The following is a 16,790-nucleotide window of genomic DNA, read 5'->3' on the forward strand; positions in this document are numbered from 1 at the left end:
GCCTGCCTTTTGGCAGACCGGAACACGATGGGGAAGAGTTATGGGTGAACATGCCAAAGAAACTCACCCTTGCGACTTTCCGGGTCATACTCAATACAAACCAGACCTGAAGTCGGAAACATCGGTGGCGTCATACCGGTAACAAACTCTGAAGTCAGATAACCCACTAACGGCAAGTGAGAGACGATAATAACGCTCTCCAGCCCCTTAGTTTCGATAAGAGCAGAGATATACTGATATGCATTGTCAGACTGACCGTATGGCGTGATTTCCTCATAGGTTTCTACTTCTTTAGCAGAAAAACTCTCAATGATGCTGTCCCAGGTCTGATTCGCTCTGACATAAGGGCTAACCAAAGCGTAATCAAACTGGTTGATACCTTGTGAAACCACTGCTCTAGCAACAGCACGCGAGTTGACTCTGCCTCTTTCCGTTAATTCTCTCTCTGCATCGCTTGCCGCAAAATGTTCTGCCTCGCCGTGGCGCATTATGAGAACTTTCATATTATTTCACCCTTAATTTCATCAGCTTGATGAGAAAACACTATACTAATACAATCGTTATACGTTTTGCGTACAATTGATAGCTGGCGCTGATATACAAACTCAATACTTAAATAATTCTATCAACAATGCCATAAAGTCAGGCATTACTGTTATTATTTGAAAAACAACAACTATTACCTGATTTTGTACACATCAGGTTGCTTAGTTCCAACCCTAGACTATCACCTAACGCTGGAGAGCACTGTGCACTTAAGCCCAAATGACACCAATCAGTATCGATATCTAACATTGAGCAATGGGTTACGTACACTATTAATACAAGATAGTGCAGCAACCAAGTCTGCGGCTGCGTTAGCTGTTCGCGTAGGCCACTTTGATGACCCATCCGACCGCCAGGGTCTTGCTCACTACTTAGAGCACATGCTTTTTCTTGGCACAGAAAAATACCCGAAGACTGGCGAATTTCAAGCATTTATTTCACAGCATGGTGGTACCAACAACGCCTGGACCGGAACAGAAAACACCTGCTTTTTCTTCGATATTACTCCAAAAGCATTTGAACAAGCTTTAGACCGATTTAGCCAGTTTTTCGTAGCTCCGTTATTCAATTCAGAAGCATTAGACAAAGAAAGGCAAGCCGTCGATTCCGAGTATCGCCTAAAGCTAAATGATGATATGAGACGCCTGTATCAGGTTCACAAAGAAGTCGTTAATCAGGCTCACCCTTTTGCAAAATTTTCTGTTGGCAATCTGGAGACACTAGGTGACCGGGATGAAAGCTCTATCCGAGATGAGATCATTGATTTTTATCAGTCAGAATATTCTGCGGATATTATGACACTGGCTATCGCCTCTTCTGAACCGCTCGATATTCAGGAGCAGTGGGTAAATCAGATGTTTGCTCCAATAACCAATATCAACCGAAATGATAAGGCGATTGATATACCAATAGTTACCGATAAAGAATCCGGTATTTATGTCCAGATAGAGCCCGTTAAAGAGACACGAAAACTTGTCGTCTCTTTTAATCTGCCTTGCATGGACCAGCACTACGATACAAAGCCACTGTCGTATATCGCCCATCTAATAGGCTATGAAGGCCAGGGGAGCCTCATGCTCTACCTTAAGGATACGGGCTGGATTACGTCACTTGGAGCTGGTGGTGGTGTGAGTGGCAGTAATTTTCGTGAGTTCACAGTTAATCTGACATTGACACCATCAGGTGTAGAGAATGTCGACAACGTGGTTAAAGCCGTATTCCAATATATTCAGCTGATAAAGCAACAGGGGCTGGATGAATGGCGCTACAAGGAAAAACAGGCCGTTCTCGAGTCAGCATTTCGATTTCAGGAAAGCACTAAACCTTTAGATCTCGTTAGCCATCTGGTCATCAACCTCCAACATTATCCGGAGGAAGATATCATCTTTGGCGATTACAAAATGGCCGGTTATGAGCAGCCATTGCTGGAATCACTGTTGGAGCAGCTGACAGCGAAAAATAGCCGAATAACCTTGATCGCTAAAAATCAACATTATGATCGAGAGGCTAAATGGTATTTCACGCCTTATTCTGTCGCTAAGTTAACCAGTGAACAGATCGAAAGCTGGAGCCAAATGGAACTCAATGAGGCTTTACAACTGCCTGAGATTAATCCGTTTATCTGTTATGACCTGGATCCAAAACCCATACAGGATGAAGCTCAGCACCCGGAAATGATTCAGGAACTGCCTGGATTCAGGCTTTGGTACCTTCAGGAGAAAGAGTTCCGGGTTCCTAAAGGCGTTGTGTATATTGCCATCGACAGCCCGCACGCGGTATCTACTCCTCGCAAGATAGTCAAAATGCGTTTATGCGTTGAGATGTTCCTTGATTCTTTGGCCAAGCGCACCTATCAGGCTGAAATCGCAGGAATGGGTTACAACATTTACGCGCATCAGGGCGGCATTACTCTCACCATCTCCGGTTTTAGTCAGAAACAACCAGAGCTACTAAAAATGATATTAACGCGATTTGGTGAACGAGATTTCAGCCAGGAACGCTTTGACAATATCAAACAGCAAATGTTGAGAAACTGGAATAACGCCTCGCAGGATAGGCCTATCTCCCAGCTGTTTAATGCGATGACGGGGATTTTGCAGCCAAACAACCCTCCCTACCCTGCATTGATTGAAGCCATTGAATCAATTGAAATGGATGAGTTGGCGAGCTTTGTCGAAGCATTGTTAGCTGAATTGCATGTAGAGATGTTTGTTTATGGTGACTGGCAAAAAGAAGATGCGCTCAAAGTCGCAGAGATCACAAAAGATGCACTAAGGGTTCATAATCAGCAATATGAAGAATCCCTGAGACCTCTGGTAACTCTGGGTGATGCGGGTACATTTCAGCGTGAGGTTTTCTGTGATCAGGATGATTCAGCAATAGTCGTTTATCATCAATCACCGGATACGGAACCCAGAAGTGTCGCCCTTTATACATTGGCAAATCACTTAATGTCCGCAACCTTCTTCCACGAAATCCGGACTAAACAGCAACTTGGCTATATGGTTGGCACAGGTAACATGCCTTTGAACCGCCATCCCGGGCTAGTTGCATATGTGCAATCTCCAAAAGCAGCGCCAAAAGAATTACTTAAGGCTATCGATGAGTTTCTGAATGCCTTTTATATGGTGCTTCTTGAACTCAACGAGTATCAGTGGCACAGCAGTAAAAAAGGACTTTGGCACCAGATAGCGGCTCCTGATAGTAATTTGCGTAGCCGTGCACAACGTTATTGGGTTGCCATAGGGAACAAAGACTACGAGTTTAATCATAGAGAGAAAGTGCTACAGGAACTTAAAACTCTCACACGTGCAGATATGATTCGTTTTGTCGTTGATATCCTTAAACCTCGAACAGCCACTCGATTGATCATGCACACTAAAGGGAGTGCCCACGAAGCATCAGAACCACTAGAGTTGGGTCACGAGATTGGTTCGATTGAAGAGTTTCAGCTAAGACCGAAGGATACCGATCTGGGCTAACGCACTCAACTCGTCAGTCCCAAGTGAGCCTAAACGAGTATCCGGATCCAAAAAGAGCCTTCCGAATGGAAGGCTCTTTAGTTTTGCTTTCAGTATTAATTTATAGCTTTAGGAGTGGCTACGCAGTTTTTTTCATTTCGCCTGCGATGATTTCAGCCAGTGGACCCAGGATAACCTGAAGGTTATTCTCACCTAGTTTAACAACACCCATTGCACCCAGAGCTTTCAGCTTAGACTCGTCGATTACTTCAATGTTTTTCACTGTCAGACGTAGACGAGTGATACATGCATCGATGTTTTCCAGGTTTTCGTGACCGCCTAGTACTTCAAGGTACTGTTTAGCTAACTCGCTAGAATCGCCCGCTTCAGCTGCTTCAACAGTGTCTTCGTCTTCACGGCCTGGAGTCTTAAGACCAAACTTAACGATTACAGTGCGGAACAGTGCGTAGTAGATACCAAAGAACACAACACCTTGTACCAGTAGCATCCACCACTTGTTAGCTAGTGGGTTCTGTGCAGATAGAACCATATCCACAAGACCAGCAGAGAAACCGAAGCCTGCAGTCCAGTTCATGATGTCAGCGATGAACAGAGATAGACCTGTTAGCGCTGCGTGTAGAACGTATAGCATTGGAGCAAGGAACATGAACGAGAATTCTAGTGGTTCTGTTACACCTGTGAAGAATGATGCAAAACCAGCTGCAATCATGATTGATGCTACGCGAGCTTTGTGTTCAGGCTTCGCAGTGTGATAGATAGCAAGAGCCGCACCAGGAAGACCAAACATCATGATTGGGAAGAAACCAGCCATGTAGCGACCTGTTTCACCAACAACACCTACACCTGCTTCAATTGCGTTTGGCGTCCACCAGTTACCAAGGTCGTTGATACCAGCCATGTCAAACCAGAACACAGAGTTAAGTGCGTGGTGCAGACCTACAGGGATTAGAAGACGGTTGAAGAAGCCATACAGACCAGAACCTACTTCACCAAGACCAACGATTGACTCACCGAAGCCGATAAGACCGCTAAAGATAACAGGCCATGCGAACATCAGTACAAAAGAGATAGCGATTGCGGCAAAAGAAGTTAGGATAGGAACAAGACGCTTACCACTAAAGAATGCAAGAGCTTTATGCAGTTCAACCTGGTAGTAACGGTTATATAGCTCAGCAGCAACAATACCAGACAGAATACCAACAAACTGGTTACCAATTCGACCAAATGCTAACTTAGACTCTTCATCGATAGTTACAAGGCCAATAGACTCTACAGAAGCCGGGCTACATAGTGTTGTAATAACCATATAACCTACGAAACCAGCTAGTGCCGCTGCACCGTCTTTATCTTTAGACATACCGTAAGCAACACCAATTGCGAACAGTACAGACATGTTATCGATAATTGCTGCGCCTGCCTTTATAAGGAATGCTGCAAGAGCATTGTTGCCACCCCAACCCGTTGGGTCAAGCCAGTAACCAATACCCATTAATATTGCTGCCGCTGGTAGCGTTGCTACCGGCACCATGAGTGCCTTACCTACCTTTTGGAAATAACCAAGAATATTCACCGTATGTTCCCCCTATAGGACATTGTTTATATCTGGAAAACTTATTTTTGCTCTCCAATTTAGTTATTATCAGTTTAGGCAGATAAATTCTCTCCGCAAATTAAAAGCAACTTAAATGTGACTTTTATCACCTCAAAGGTGAGAATTTGCGTATTTTTGCTAGCTGGATCATAAAACTTATTTTATAATTCGAAATAACAAAATTTAGCGCTTAATATTTAATCGTTCACTTACTTAATTCGAGGTGTTATCGTGAGACTTATTCCATTAAATTCCGCACAAGATGTGGGCCTTTGGTCGGCACGACATATTGTTAATAGAATCAATGCATTTAACCCAACAGAAGACCGCCCTTTTGTATTAGGCTTGCCTACAGGCGGGACGCCTCTTAACACATACAAGAGACTTATTGAACTTTATAATGAGGGTGAAGTAAGCTTCAAACACGTTGTTACTTTTAACATGGATGAGTATATCGGCATCCCGGCAGACCACCCTGAGTCATACCGTTCATTCATGTACAATAATTTCTTCAATCATGTTGATATTCAGGAAAAAAACATTAACCTCCTGAATGGTAATGCAGAAAGCCACGAAGAAGAGTGTCGTCGTTACGAAGAAAAAATTAAGTCATATGGCAAAATCAACCTATTTATGGGTGGTGTTGGTAACGATGGTCATATCGCATTTAACGAACCAGCATCTTCGCTTTCTTCAAGAACTCGCATCAAAACGCTGACAGAAGATACCCGTATCGCTAACTCTCGCTTCTTTGACAACGATATTTCTCAGGTGCCTAAATACGCACTGACTATTGGCGTTGGTACTCTTTTAGATGCCGAAGAAGTTATGATTCTGGTTATGGGCCACAATAAAGCACTTGCTCTTGAAGCTGCTGTCGAAGGTTCAGTAAATCACCTATGGACAGTATCTGCCCTTCAGCTGCATACAAAAGCAGTAATTGTTGCTGACGAACCTGCGACACAAGAACTAAAAGTGAAAACGGTTAAATACTTCACCGAGCTTGAAGCAGAAAATATTAAAGACTTGAAATAAGTGAGGACAAAAGCATGTATGCGCTAACCAATTGTCGAATCTTCACGGGTAGCGATGTACTGGACAATCATGCCGTTATTGTTGACGGCATGAACATCAAGTCAGTATGCCCTGCAGATGAAGTACCATCAGACATCGAAATCAAAGATCTGAATGGTGCATACCTAAGTCCCGGTTTTATAGATCTGCAACTTAACGGTTGTGGTGGCGTTATGTTTAATGACGAAATCACTGCCGATACGCTTCAGACAATGCACCAGGCGAACCTGAAGTCGGGCTGTACAAGCTATCTACCCACCCTGATCACTTCATCTGATGAAGATATGCGCAAAGCAGTTGAAGCAGAACGTGAATACCAAAGTCGTAATCCAAATCAATCTCTAGGCCTGCATCTAGAAGGTCCGTATCTGAATGTAATGAAAAAGGGTATCCACAACCCTGACTATATTCGCCGTTCGGATAAAGAAATGGTCGACTTCATGTGTGAAAATAGTGACCTGATTACTAAGGTTACTTTGGCTCCGGAACAAAATGACCCTGAGCATATCGCACGTCTTAATGAAGCAGGTATTGTCGTTTCTATCGGCCACACAAACGCAACTTATGCCCAGGCTCGCAAGGGTATCGAAGCGGGTATTACCTTCGCTACGCACCTTTTCAATGCAATGACGCCTATGGTTGGTCGTGAACCAGGTGTTGTTGGAGCAGTGCTGGACTCTCCTGATGTTTATGCCGGTATTATCGCAGATGGCTACCATGTGGATTACGCCAATATTCGATTGGCCCATAAAATTAAAGGTGAAAAGCTGGTATTAGTGACGGACGCCACAGCTCCGGCCGGGGCCAGTATGGAATACTTTATTTTTGTTGGGAAGAAAGTATATTACCGAGATGGAAAGTGCGTTGATGAAAACGGCACTCTAGGTGGCTCAGCAGTTACGATGATAGAATCTATTCAAAACTGTGTAGAGCACGTTGGTATCGCACTGGACGAAGCTATCAGAATGGCAACGCTCTACCCCGCTAAAGCGATTGGCGTAGACAACAAACTTGGCCGTATTAAGAATGGCCTGGTTGCTAACCTGACTATATTTGATAACAGCTTTAACGTTCAGGCGACAGTAGTAAACGGTAAATACGAGCAAACTTAAATATGACAAGCGGACAGATAGGAAACGTAGACTTAGTCAAACAGCTTAACAGCGCAGCGGTGTACCGCTTGATAGATCAAGAAGGCCCTATCTCCCGCATACAGGTCGCTGACGTCAGCCAACTGGCGCCAGCGAGTGTTACCAAAATTACTCGTCAGCTCCTTGCCCACGGGTTAATCAAAGAAGTCGCCCAACAAGCCTCTACAGGCGGTCGACGAGCAATTTCTTTAACGACTGAAGTCGAACCCTTTCACTCAATCGCAGTTCGTATCGGTCGCGATTATCTTCACTACAGCCTGGTTGACCTTGGCGGGACTGTTCTTGCTGATGGTAGTGCCGAATTTCACTACGAACATCAAGGCGAACTTTTAGAGGGCTTAATCTCTCATCTAAAAGTATTCCTAGAAGAAAACCGGGAAATTCTTATGAATTTCATCGCTATAGGTATCGTCCTTCCGGGGTTGGTAAATCCAGAAACCGGCATCGTTGAATACATGCCGAACACTGATATCGATAGCCTTGAGCTAGCTGATAAAGTGAGAGAACAGTTCAAGGTAGAATGTTTCGTCGGAAACGACATTCGTGGTCGAGCCCTTGCTGAACATTATTTTGGGGCAAGCCGAGATTGTCAGGATTCTATTCTGGTCAGCGTTCACAGAGGAACCGGTTCGGGAATTATCGTCAATGGCCAGGTGTTCTTAGGATTTAACCGGAACGTCGGTGAGATTGGCCATATTCAAATCGATCCTTTGGGTGAACAGTGCCAGTGCGGAAACTTCGGCTGCCTTGAAACCGTTGCCTCCAACCCTGCTGTTATCTCAAGGATTAAGAAACTTATCGCCAGAGGCTACAACTCATCACTCGCCGGACTTGAAGTAATAACTATGCGGGATGTTTGCGAGCACGCGTTGAAAGGAGACGAGCTTGCAAAAGAGAGCCTGGTAAGAGTCGGAAATATGCTAGGAAAGGCCATAGCAATCACTGTGAACCTATTTAACCCGCAAAAAATAGTTATCGCAGGCGATATCACTCTAGCCAGAGATATTATTTTTCCCGCAATACAGAAAAATGTGGAGACTCAATCTTTAAAAGATTTTCATAAAGATTTGCCTATCGTCGCATCCGAACTGGAAAGCCAACCTACCATGGGAGCATTTGCTATGATAAAAAGAGCAATGCTAAATGGCGCTTTATTACAAAAACTGCTAGAAGACGAGTAATACACCATACTTAGCTTACTGGCTGAACACAAAAATTGATATAATTTTTAAAGGGTTGTACTTGGACAGTAACAACCCTTTTTAATATCATTCTCCACACAAATTAGTGCGATCTTATGAATTAAAACAACTTCGGAGATAAAGGAATGCCCTTAGAAGTTACCCTGATATCTGCTGCATTTATTTCAGGATTTATAGCCCTGAAACTAAATCTTCCCCTCTGGTTGGCTTTCTGTTAGCCGGGTTTTCCCTGAATTTTCTTGGATATCAAAGCAACGATAGCATTGTTCTTTTAGCGGATTTAGGGGTCACTCTGCTGCTTTTCACTATCGGTCTTAAGCTGGACATAAAAACCCTGTTGTCAAAAGAGATCTGGGCTGGAGCAACAATACACAACCTTCTTTCAACCGCATTTTTCACCATCTCTTTTATTGTTCTGAAAGCTTTGGGGTTCAGTTTCTGGGCGATATGAGTGTCGACCAGATAATATTGCTGGGCTTTGCACTCTCTTTTTCTAGTACCGTTTTTGCAGTTAAGTCTCTTCAGGAAAAGGGGGAGATGAACTCAACTTATGGCACGCTAGCTATAGGCATCCTGGTTATGCAAGATATCTTCGCTGTGCTGTTCCTTACCGTATCAACGGGCAAGCTTCCTGAGTGGTACGCGATTTGTTTATTCGCTCTACCCTTAATCAGGCCATTTTTATTCAAACTGCTCAGTAAAGCAGGACACGGCGAAATGCTGGTGTTATTTGGCGTCTTCTCTGCATTAGTATTGGGAGCTGGATTGTTCAACCTGACCGGTATGAAGCCGGATTTAGGTGCACTAATATTAGGTATGCTTCTGGCCGGACATAAAAAAGCCTCTGAACTTTCAAAGTCCCTGTTTAACCTTAAAGAGCTTTTTCTGGTTTGTTTTTTCCTAAACATAGGCCTGGCAGAGCAACCAACCTGGGCCGGCCTGGCGATGGCTGTTCTCTTTATGTTGTTGTTGCCAGTGAAAGGGTTCCTCTATTTCGCGGTACTAAACGCATTTAAATTCCGTGTACGTACTTCACTTCTTGCCGCGTTCTCACTATTTAATTACAGCGAATTTGGACTGATTGTCGGCGGCCTTGCATACAAATTGGGCTGGTTAGATGGCAGTATCCTGGTTTCTATCGCCTTAGCAGTATCAATATCATTTATCCTTGCAGCACCATTAAACAACTTCAGTAACAAGATTTACCAACGCTCGTCTCGTTGGTTGAAAGAGCACTCTGCGGAAGCACTGAACCAACGGGATCAACTTATCAACCCGGGCAACGCTCAGGTACTGATTCTGGGGATGGGCAGGATTGGAGCGGGAGCGTACGACGAAATAACCGAGCGCTTCGGACCAATATGCTTAGGCATAGAGGTTCACAAAGATGCCGCCGCCCTTCACATTCATGAACAACGAAATGTGATTTGCGAAGATGCTACTGACCCAGATTTTTGGGAAAGAATCCTTGATACCGCAAATGTAAAACTTGTATTGCTCGCAATGCCCCACCACCAGGGAAATCAACTTGCATTGAATATGCTTAAAAATATCGGCTATCAGGGGCAGACAGCAGCTATTGCTGAGTACCAGGATCAGGTTGAAAGCTTATATGACGAAGGTATCAACGCCGCATTTAATATCTACCGAGAAGCAGGTAGTGGTTTCGCCCGACATGTATTTGAACGGCTAGAACCAGACTTGATTCCAGCGGTTAGAGAGACTCATTCAGCAAACAAATCGGAACAAAAAACAGAACAGCACATAGATATTATTCATAAAATGGCATTTTTATTAAATATTTTCTAATTAACAAGCGTTATTGTCATCTTTTTCTTTATCAAAGGTTGCTTTTTTTGTTGAGATGGCAAATTGAAAGCATATAAAGAAAAAACATTCAGACAGAATAATATTGGGATTTGTATCGTATGTGTTCAATTTTCGGCATCTTAGACATCAAGAGTGACGCTTCAGCTTTGCGTCCAACCGCACTGGAAATGTCAAAAAAACTTCGTCACCGTGGACCAGACTGGTCAGGTGTTTACGCTTCTGACAAAGCAATTCTTGCCCACGAGCGCCTGGCTATCGTTGGCCTGAATAGTGGTGCTCAGCCTATTTACAGCCCTGACAAGAAGCTTATTCTGGCTGTAAACGGCGAGATATATAACCACAAAGAGATCCGTGAAAGATACGCAGACAAATACGATTTTCAGACAGACTCTGACTGTGAAGTAATCCTGGCACTTTACCGTGATTACGGCGCTGACCTGCTGGAAGAACTAAACGGTATCTTTGCATTCATTCTTTACGATGAAGAAAAAGATCAATACCTGGTTGGCCGTGACCATATCGGTATTATTCCTATGTACCAGGGTTACGACGAACACGGCAACTACTATGTAGCTTCAGAGATGAAAGCACTAACGCCTGTTTGTAAAACTATCAGCGAGTTCCCTCCGGGTAGCTACTACGGCAGCGCAGACTCTGAACCACAGCGTTACTACGTACGTGACTGGATGGAGTACAACGAGGTTAAAGGCAACACAACAAGCAAAGAAGAGCTAACAAAAGCGCTTGAAGATGCTGTTAAACGCCAGCTAATGACTGACGTACCATACGGCGTACTTCTTTCTGGTGGCCTTGATTCCTCAATCACTTCAGCGGTAGCGAAGAAATTTGCTGCAATGCGCGTAGAAGATGACGACAAGTCAGCGGCATGGTGGCCTCAGCTTCACTCTTTCGCTGTTGGTCTTGAAGGCGCTCCGGATCTTAAAGCTTCACGCGAAGTTGCTGACAAATTAGGTACGGTTCACCACGAGATGACCTACACCATTCAGGAAGGTCTGGATGCGATTCGTGATGTTATCTATCACATTGAAACATACGATGTGACGACTATCCGTGCTTCAACACCTATGTATCTGATGGCTCGTAAGATTAAAGCGATGGGTATCAAGATGGTTCTTTCTGGTGAAGGCGCCGATGAAATCTTTGGTGGCTACCTGTATTTCCATAAGGCGCCAAACGATAAAGAGATGCACGAAGAACTGGTTCGTAAACTTCTGGCCCTTAACATGTTTGACTGTGCTCGCGCGAACAAATCACTTGCAGCTAGGGTGTAGAAGGTCGAGTACCTTTCCTTGACAAAGAATTTATCGACGTAGCGATGCGCGTAAACCCTAAAGATAAGATGTGTGGAACAAACGGTAAGATGGAAAAACACATCCTGCGTGAATGTTTTGAGCACTACCTACCAGAATCTATTGCATGGCGTCAGAAAGAGCAGTTCTCTGATGGTGTAGGTTATGGCTGGATTGACGCTCTGCGTGACACAGCGGAAGCAAAAGTGACCGATCAGCAGATGGAAACGGCGTCTTACCGCTTCCCATACAACACGCCTCAAACCAAAGAAGCGTATATGTACCGTGAGATCTTTGAAGAGCTATTCCCGCTACCATCAGCGGCGGAATGTGTTCCTGGTGGTCCATCAATCGCTTGTTCTTCTGCAAAAGCAATTGAGTGGGATGAAGCATTCAAGAACATGGCTGACCCATCAGGCCGAGCGGTTAAAACCGTGCACAACGACTCTTACGAAACGCTGTAAGTTTATAAATACGAAAAGGGCTACCACCGGGTAGCCCTTTTGCTATGGATTGTATATATACCTTAGCACTAGTGCACCTAAGCAACTATCATAATCACTTAAGCTCTATATCTTTATTCTCAACAGCTACCGGCACTGTCTGGCTAATTAAGTTCACCAACAAAATTGAGCGTTTTTCACCATCAGGCTCATGGTAGATCGCCTCAATACCCGCAAACTGACCAGATTTGATCTTAACTGATTGCCCTTGCTCCGGCAGAGTATCGCAGCGCATTGCCTCACTACTCTCTTCTAAGTTTTGAAGTTCTTCCACCAGCGACTCTGCAACCTCTTTAGGGTATTTTCCCTTACGAATAAAATCAGCAACACCACGAGTAGAGCGCACAGTAGTGAAACTTGGCCCCTGTTCATAGTCAAAGTAAACAAACATATATGAAGGGAAAAGAGGCTCTTTAACCACCTGACGTTTTCCCCGGATGACTTTCTCGATCTCAACGACAGGGTAATAGCACTCTACCCCTTGATTTTCTAGGTGTACGGTTGCTCTCGCCTGATCACCTCTTTTGCAATAAAGCAAATACCAACGTTTCATATTTTCTTCAACTTCCATGGTTCTTGTTATATTCAAGTGACCTCAAGATGCAGCTCTGAATCTTGAGGTCACTTGAGTATATATATGTTAGCACTTTATAAAGTGAACGACATTTCAATCGTATAAAACCAGTTATATACGATTAGTAAACCAGCAATTAGGTTAAACAGAAACCAATTCGGCCATCATTTGAATATGAACGTCATCGTCATTAAGGCAAGGAATATATCGGTAGTCTCCTCCACCAGCGGATTGGAATATTTCCCTGCACTCTTCTGAGATCTCTTCAAGTGTCTCTAAACAATCCGCAGAAAACGCGGGGGTAATAATATCCAGAGAACCTATGCCCTGGTCCGGCAATGACTCAAGAGTGGCATCAGTGTATGGCTTAACCCACTCTTCTTTACCAAAGCGAGACTGAAAACTCATGCCAATCTGAGCATCCGTTAAGCCTAACTCCTGCGCTAAAAGTTCAGTTGTTCGCTTACATTCCTTTGGATAGTCGTCACCATTATCGGCATATCGCTGAGGGATACCGTGATAAGAACAGAGCAGATAATCAGCCTGTCCGTTTTCATTCCAGTGCTTGCGAACAGATTCCGCCAGCGCTTTGATATACAGTTCATGGTCGAAATAGCCTTTAACCAGTGTATGCTCCAGCCTTTTTTCTAACTTAGCGAAAGCACCTTCCAGCGCATCTTCAACCGCTCCGGTAGTTGTGCCGGAATACTGAGGGTACAGAGGAAGCACGACTACTTGCTCAACGTCCCTGTCTAATAATTTTTGCACACCACTTAGCATGCTTGGGTTGCCGTAAGTCATTCCTAACTCAACAGGTAAACCAGATTCTTTCTCCAGTTTTTGTGCCTGTCTCTTTGAATAAACCATCAAAGGCGAGCCCTCATCCATCCAAATGCTTTGATAAAGCCTGGCTACTTTGGGAGAGCGTTTGGGCAGGATAATTCCATGTAATACCGGACACCAGATCCAGCGAGAGGTATCCACTACCCTCTTATCATGTAAAAACTGGGACAAAAATCGTTTCACCGCCTGAGGCGTTGGCTCATCTGGCGTCCCCAGATTCACCAATAGAACACCCTTGTTATTCTTCTGTTCCATCTTTTTTCTTGGCTTCCATTATCAGCAGGTACAAAAAAAGCGACCTTATTAGGTCGCTTTTACTATAGCAAACTTAGCCGTTAATTATGCTAGTGCTTTCTCAATATCTGCACTAACTTCAGCAACTTGCTTAGTACCATCAAATTTAAGGTACTTAGTGTTACCTGCTTCAGCTTCTTTACCGTAGTAGCTGATAAGCGGAGCAGTCTGCTCATGGTAAACACCAAGGCGCGCACGTACGGTTTCTTCTTTGTCGTCATCACGAACAACAAGGTCTTCACCAGTTACGTCATCTTTACCTTCAACCTTAGGCGGGTTGTAAACAACGTGGTAAGTACGACCAGAAGCAAGGTGAGCACGACGACCAGCCATACGCTCAACGATTACATCGTCAGCTACGTCGAATTCGATAACGTAATCTACGTCAACACCCATTTCTTTTAGGCCATCAGCCTGAGGGATAGTGCGAGGGAAACCATCAAGTAGGAAACCTTTTTCGCAATCGTCTTGAGCAATACGTTCTTTGATTAGACCAAGGATGATTTCATCAGAAACTAGCTGACCAGCGTCGATAACAGCTTTAGCTTGTTTACCAAGCTCTGTACCTGCTTTGATAGCAGCACGAAGCATATCACCAGTAGAGATTTGTGGAATACCGTATTTATCCATGATGAAGTTTGCTTGTGTGCCTTTACCTGCACCTGGAGCACCTAGAAGAATGATGCGCATGTTATATCCTCTTTATTTTATATTTATACCGAAGCTCACAATCAAAGCAGCAAGCTACCAAGCCAACGGTAAGTTTCGGTATAAGATTGACATTGCCAACACAGCTATAGCGTTAACGCATTGCTGTTATTGGTAAATTTAAATACATTCACATTCAGGCCCGCGATTCTAACACAGAATGCGGGCCTGTTGCTTAGCATTTATATCATCTGTACAAGTTTTAAGCTCTTAAACCTTAGTCAAAAGCTTGTTCACCGCACTCAGGAACTGGCTTGGGTCTTCCATTGAACCACGCTCAGCAAGCATTGCCTGACCAAGCAGCAGTTCCACCCAACGGCCAAACTCTTCTTCGTCAGCTTCATCAGCCATACGCTTAACAAGTTCGTGTTCCGGATTGATTTCGAAGATGTACTTAACCTCTGGAGCTTCCTGACCAGCCGCTTCAAGTAGCTTAGCCATTTGCGTACCCATTTCGTAGTCGTCTGTTACAACGACTGCTGGTGTTGTTGCCAGCTTAAAGGTTGTACGAACTTCTTTCACACGTTCGCCAAGATATTCTTTAGTACGCTCGACTACAGATTTGAACTCTTCTTCCGTCTCTTTTTGTTTCTCTTTCTCTGCTTCGTCTTCGAACTTGCTTAGATCAAGACCCGCTTTAGTAATAGACTGAAGTTGCTTACCATCAAACTCTGTCAGGTAGCTCATCATCCACTCGTCGATACGATCAATCATCAGGATAACTTCGATACCTTTAGCCTTGAACTGCTCCAGGTGCGGACTGTTCTTAGCCGCAGCGTAACTGTCTGCTGTCAGGTAGTAGATCTTATCCTGCTCTTCTTTCATACGTTCAACGTAAGAAGCCAGCGAGATGGTCTGTTCTGCTGAATCTTTCTCTGTCGATGCAAAGCGTAGTAGCCCTGCAATCTTCTCTTTGTTTGAGAAATCTTCTGCCAAGCCCTCTTTTATTACCTGACCAAACTCTTTCCAGAATGACAGGAATTTCTCATCGTCATTTTTTGCCATACGCTCAAGCATAGTAAGTACTCGCTTAGTACATGCATTACGTAGTGACTGAGTGACCTTGTTATCCTGAAGAATTTCACGAGAAACGTTCAGAGGGAGGTCATTTGAGTCTATCAGGCCCTTCACAAAACGAAGATAAGTCGGCATAAACTGCTCAGCGTCATCCATGATGAAAACACGCTGAACATACAACTTAAGGCCGCTCTTATGATCGCGGTTCATCATATCCCAAGGCGCTTTAGAAGGAATATAAAGCAGGCTTGTGTAGTCGTTTTTACCTTCTACGCGGTTGTGGCTCCAAAGAAGAGGATCGGTGAAGTCATGTGATACGTGCTTATAGAACTCTTTATATTCATCTTCAGAGATATCAGACTTATTGCGAGTCCAAAGTGCCTGAGCTTTGTTGATCTGCTCCCACTTACCTTCGCCTTTATCATTACCTTCTTCGTCTTTCTCTACTGTCCAGATAGAAACTGGGATACCGATATGATCAGAATATTTGCTGATAACATCACGGATACGCCATTCAGACAGGAACTCTTCGCCTTCTTCACGCATATGAAGGATGATATCAGTACCACGTGACTCTTTAGTGATATCTTCGATGGTGTATTCACCTTCACCGCCTGAGTGCCACTGAACACCCTTATTGACGTCAAGACCAGCTGCGCGGGTTCTTACTGTAACTGCATCAGCAACAATAAATGCAGAATAAAAGCCAACACCAAACTGACCGATCAGCTGAGAATCTTTACTTTGATCTTCTGACAACTTTGAGAAAAATTCAGCTGTGCCAGATTTAGCAATTTTACCCAGATGCTCAATCACATCTTCGCGGCTCATACCGATACCATTGTCTGATACCGTTAGTGTTTTCGCTTCAGCATCAAACGTCAGCTTAACCCCTAAATCTGCATCACCCTGGTATAAATCCGGCTGAGATAGAGCCTGAAAACGTAGCTTGTCAGATGCATCTGATGCGTTTGAGATTAGCTCACGCAGGAATATTTCTTTGTTTGAATACAACGAATGGATCATGAGATGAAGCAGTTGCTTCACTTCCGTTTGAAAGCCAAGAGTTTCTTTATTTTGAGTTGCTGTCTCAGTCATTTTAGCTCCATAAACTATGCTTTTTATGACGGTTAAATTTTCTAAATGAATATAATTTTCATCAATAC

At 44.0% G+C, this 16,790-nt stretch carries 10 protein-coding genes and 2 pseudogenes; 6 read left to right on the forward strand and 6 right to left on the reverse strand.

Annotation, left to right across the window (positions count from 1 at the left end):
• Positions 1 to 38: 38 nt before the first annotated feature.
• Complete coding sequence (gene sixA, locus P7F88_RS22650; RefSeq protein ID WP_277828515.1) at positions 39 to 503, reverse strand: phosphohistidine phosphatase SixA; 465 nt, start codon at positions 501 to 503, stop codon at positions 39 to 41.
• Positions 504 to 749: 246 nt separating this feature from the next.
• On the opposite strand from sixA, the gene P7F88_RS22655 reads away from it, so the two are divergent.
• A complete protein-coding gene (locus tag P7F88_RS22655; protein ID WP_277828517.1) occupies positions 750 to 3,527 on the forward strand; it encodes an insulinase family protein in 2,778 nt (925 codons plus the stop codon).
• 118 nt (positions 3,528 to 3,645) lie between these two features.
• On the opposite strand, the gene nagE is transcribed toward P7F88_RS22655, so the two are convergent.
• Complete coding sequence (nagE, locus tag P7F88_RS22660) at positions 3,646 to 5,097, reverse strand: N-acetylglucosamine-specific PTS transporter subunit IIBC (protein ID WP_277828519.1); 1,452 nt, start codon at positions 5,095 to 5,097, stop codon at positions 3,646 to 3,648.
• Positions 5,098 to 5,349: 252 nt separating this feature from the next.
• Between nagE and nagB the strand changes: the two genes are divergently transcribed.
• From nagB to asnB, 5 genes and pseudogenes are all read left to right on the forward strand, one after another.
• Positions 5,350 to 6,153 carry a glucosamine-6-phosphate deaminase gene (gene nagB, locus P7F88_RS22665; protein ID WP_277828521.1) on the forward strand — a complete coding sequence of 268 codons (804 nt, stop codon included), beginning with the start codon at positions 5,350 to 5,352 and terminating at the stop codon, positions 6,151 to 6,153.
• A gap of 14 nt (positions 6,154 to 6,167) precedes the next feature.
• A complete protein-coding gene (gene nagA / locus P7F88_RS22670; protein WP_277828523.1) occupies positions 6,168 to 7,304 on the forward strand; it encodes an N-acetylglucosamine-6-phosphate deacetylase in 1,137 nt (378 codons plus the stop codon).
• A 2-nt stretch (positions 7,305 to 7,306) separates the two neighbouring features.
• Positions 7,307 to 8,524, forward strand: a complete 1,218-nt coding sequence (gene nagC, locus P7F88_RS22675) for a DNA-binding transcriptional regulator NagC (RefSeq protein ID WP_277828525.1) — start codon at positions 7,307 to 7,309, stop codon at positions 8,522 to 8,524.
• A gap of 146 nt (positions 8,525 to 8,670) precedes the next feature.
• Positions 8,671 to 10,249, forward strand: a pseudogene (locus P7F88_RS22680) (cation:proton antiporter domain-containing protein); the annotation flags it as partial.
• A gap of 224 nt (positions 10,250 to 10,473) precedes the next feature.
• A pseudogene (gene asnB / locus P7F88_RS22685) lies at positions 10,474 to 12,149 on the forward strand (asparagine synthase B).
• Positions 12,150 to 12,243: 94 nt separating this feature from the next.
• Here asnB and rfaH read toward each other — a convergent pair.
• From rfaH to htpG, 4 genes are all read right to left on the reverse strand, one after another.
• Positions 12,244 to 12,741, reverse strand: a complete 498-nt coding sequence (rfaH, locus tag P7F88_RS22690; protein ID WP_277829256.1) for a transcription/translation regulatory transformer protein RfaH — start codon at positions 12,739 to 12,741, stop codon at positions 12,244 to 12,246.
• A gap of 162 nt (positions 12,742 to 12,903) precedes the next feature.
• Positions 12,904 to 13,860, reverse strand: coding sequence for a ferrochelatase (gene hemH, locus P7F88_RS22695; protein ID WP_277828527.1), 957 nt, complete (start codon positions 13,858 to 13,860; stop codon positions 12,904 to 12,906).
• 84 nt (positions 13,861 to 13,944) lie between these two features.
• Positions 13,945 to 14,589, reverse strand: coding sequence for an adenylate kinase (gene adk / locus P7F88_RS22700; RefSeq protein WP_277828529.1), 645 nt, complete (start codon positions 14,587 to 14,589; stop codon positions 13,945 to 13,947).
• Between the two features lie 228 nt (positions 14,590 to 14,817).
• Entirely contained in the window at positions 14,818 to 16,722 is a 1,905-nt protein-coding gene (gene htpG / locus P7F88_RS22705) for a molecular chaperone HtpG (RefSeq protein ID WP_277828531.1), read from the reverse strand.
• Positions 16,723 to 16,790 lie beyond the last annotated feature (68 nt).

This window comes from Vibrio hannami, from assembly GCF_029589055.1.
Classification (GTDB): domain Bacteria; phylum Pseudomonadota; class Gammaproteobacteria; order Enterobacterales; family Vibrionaceae; genus Vibrio; species Vibrio hannami.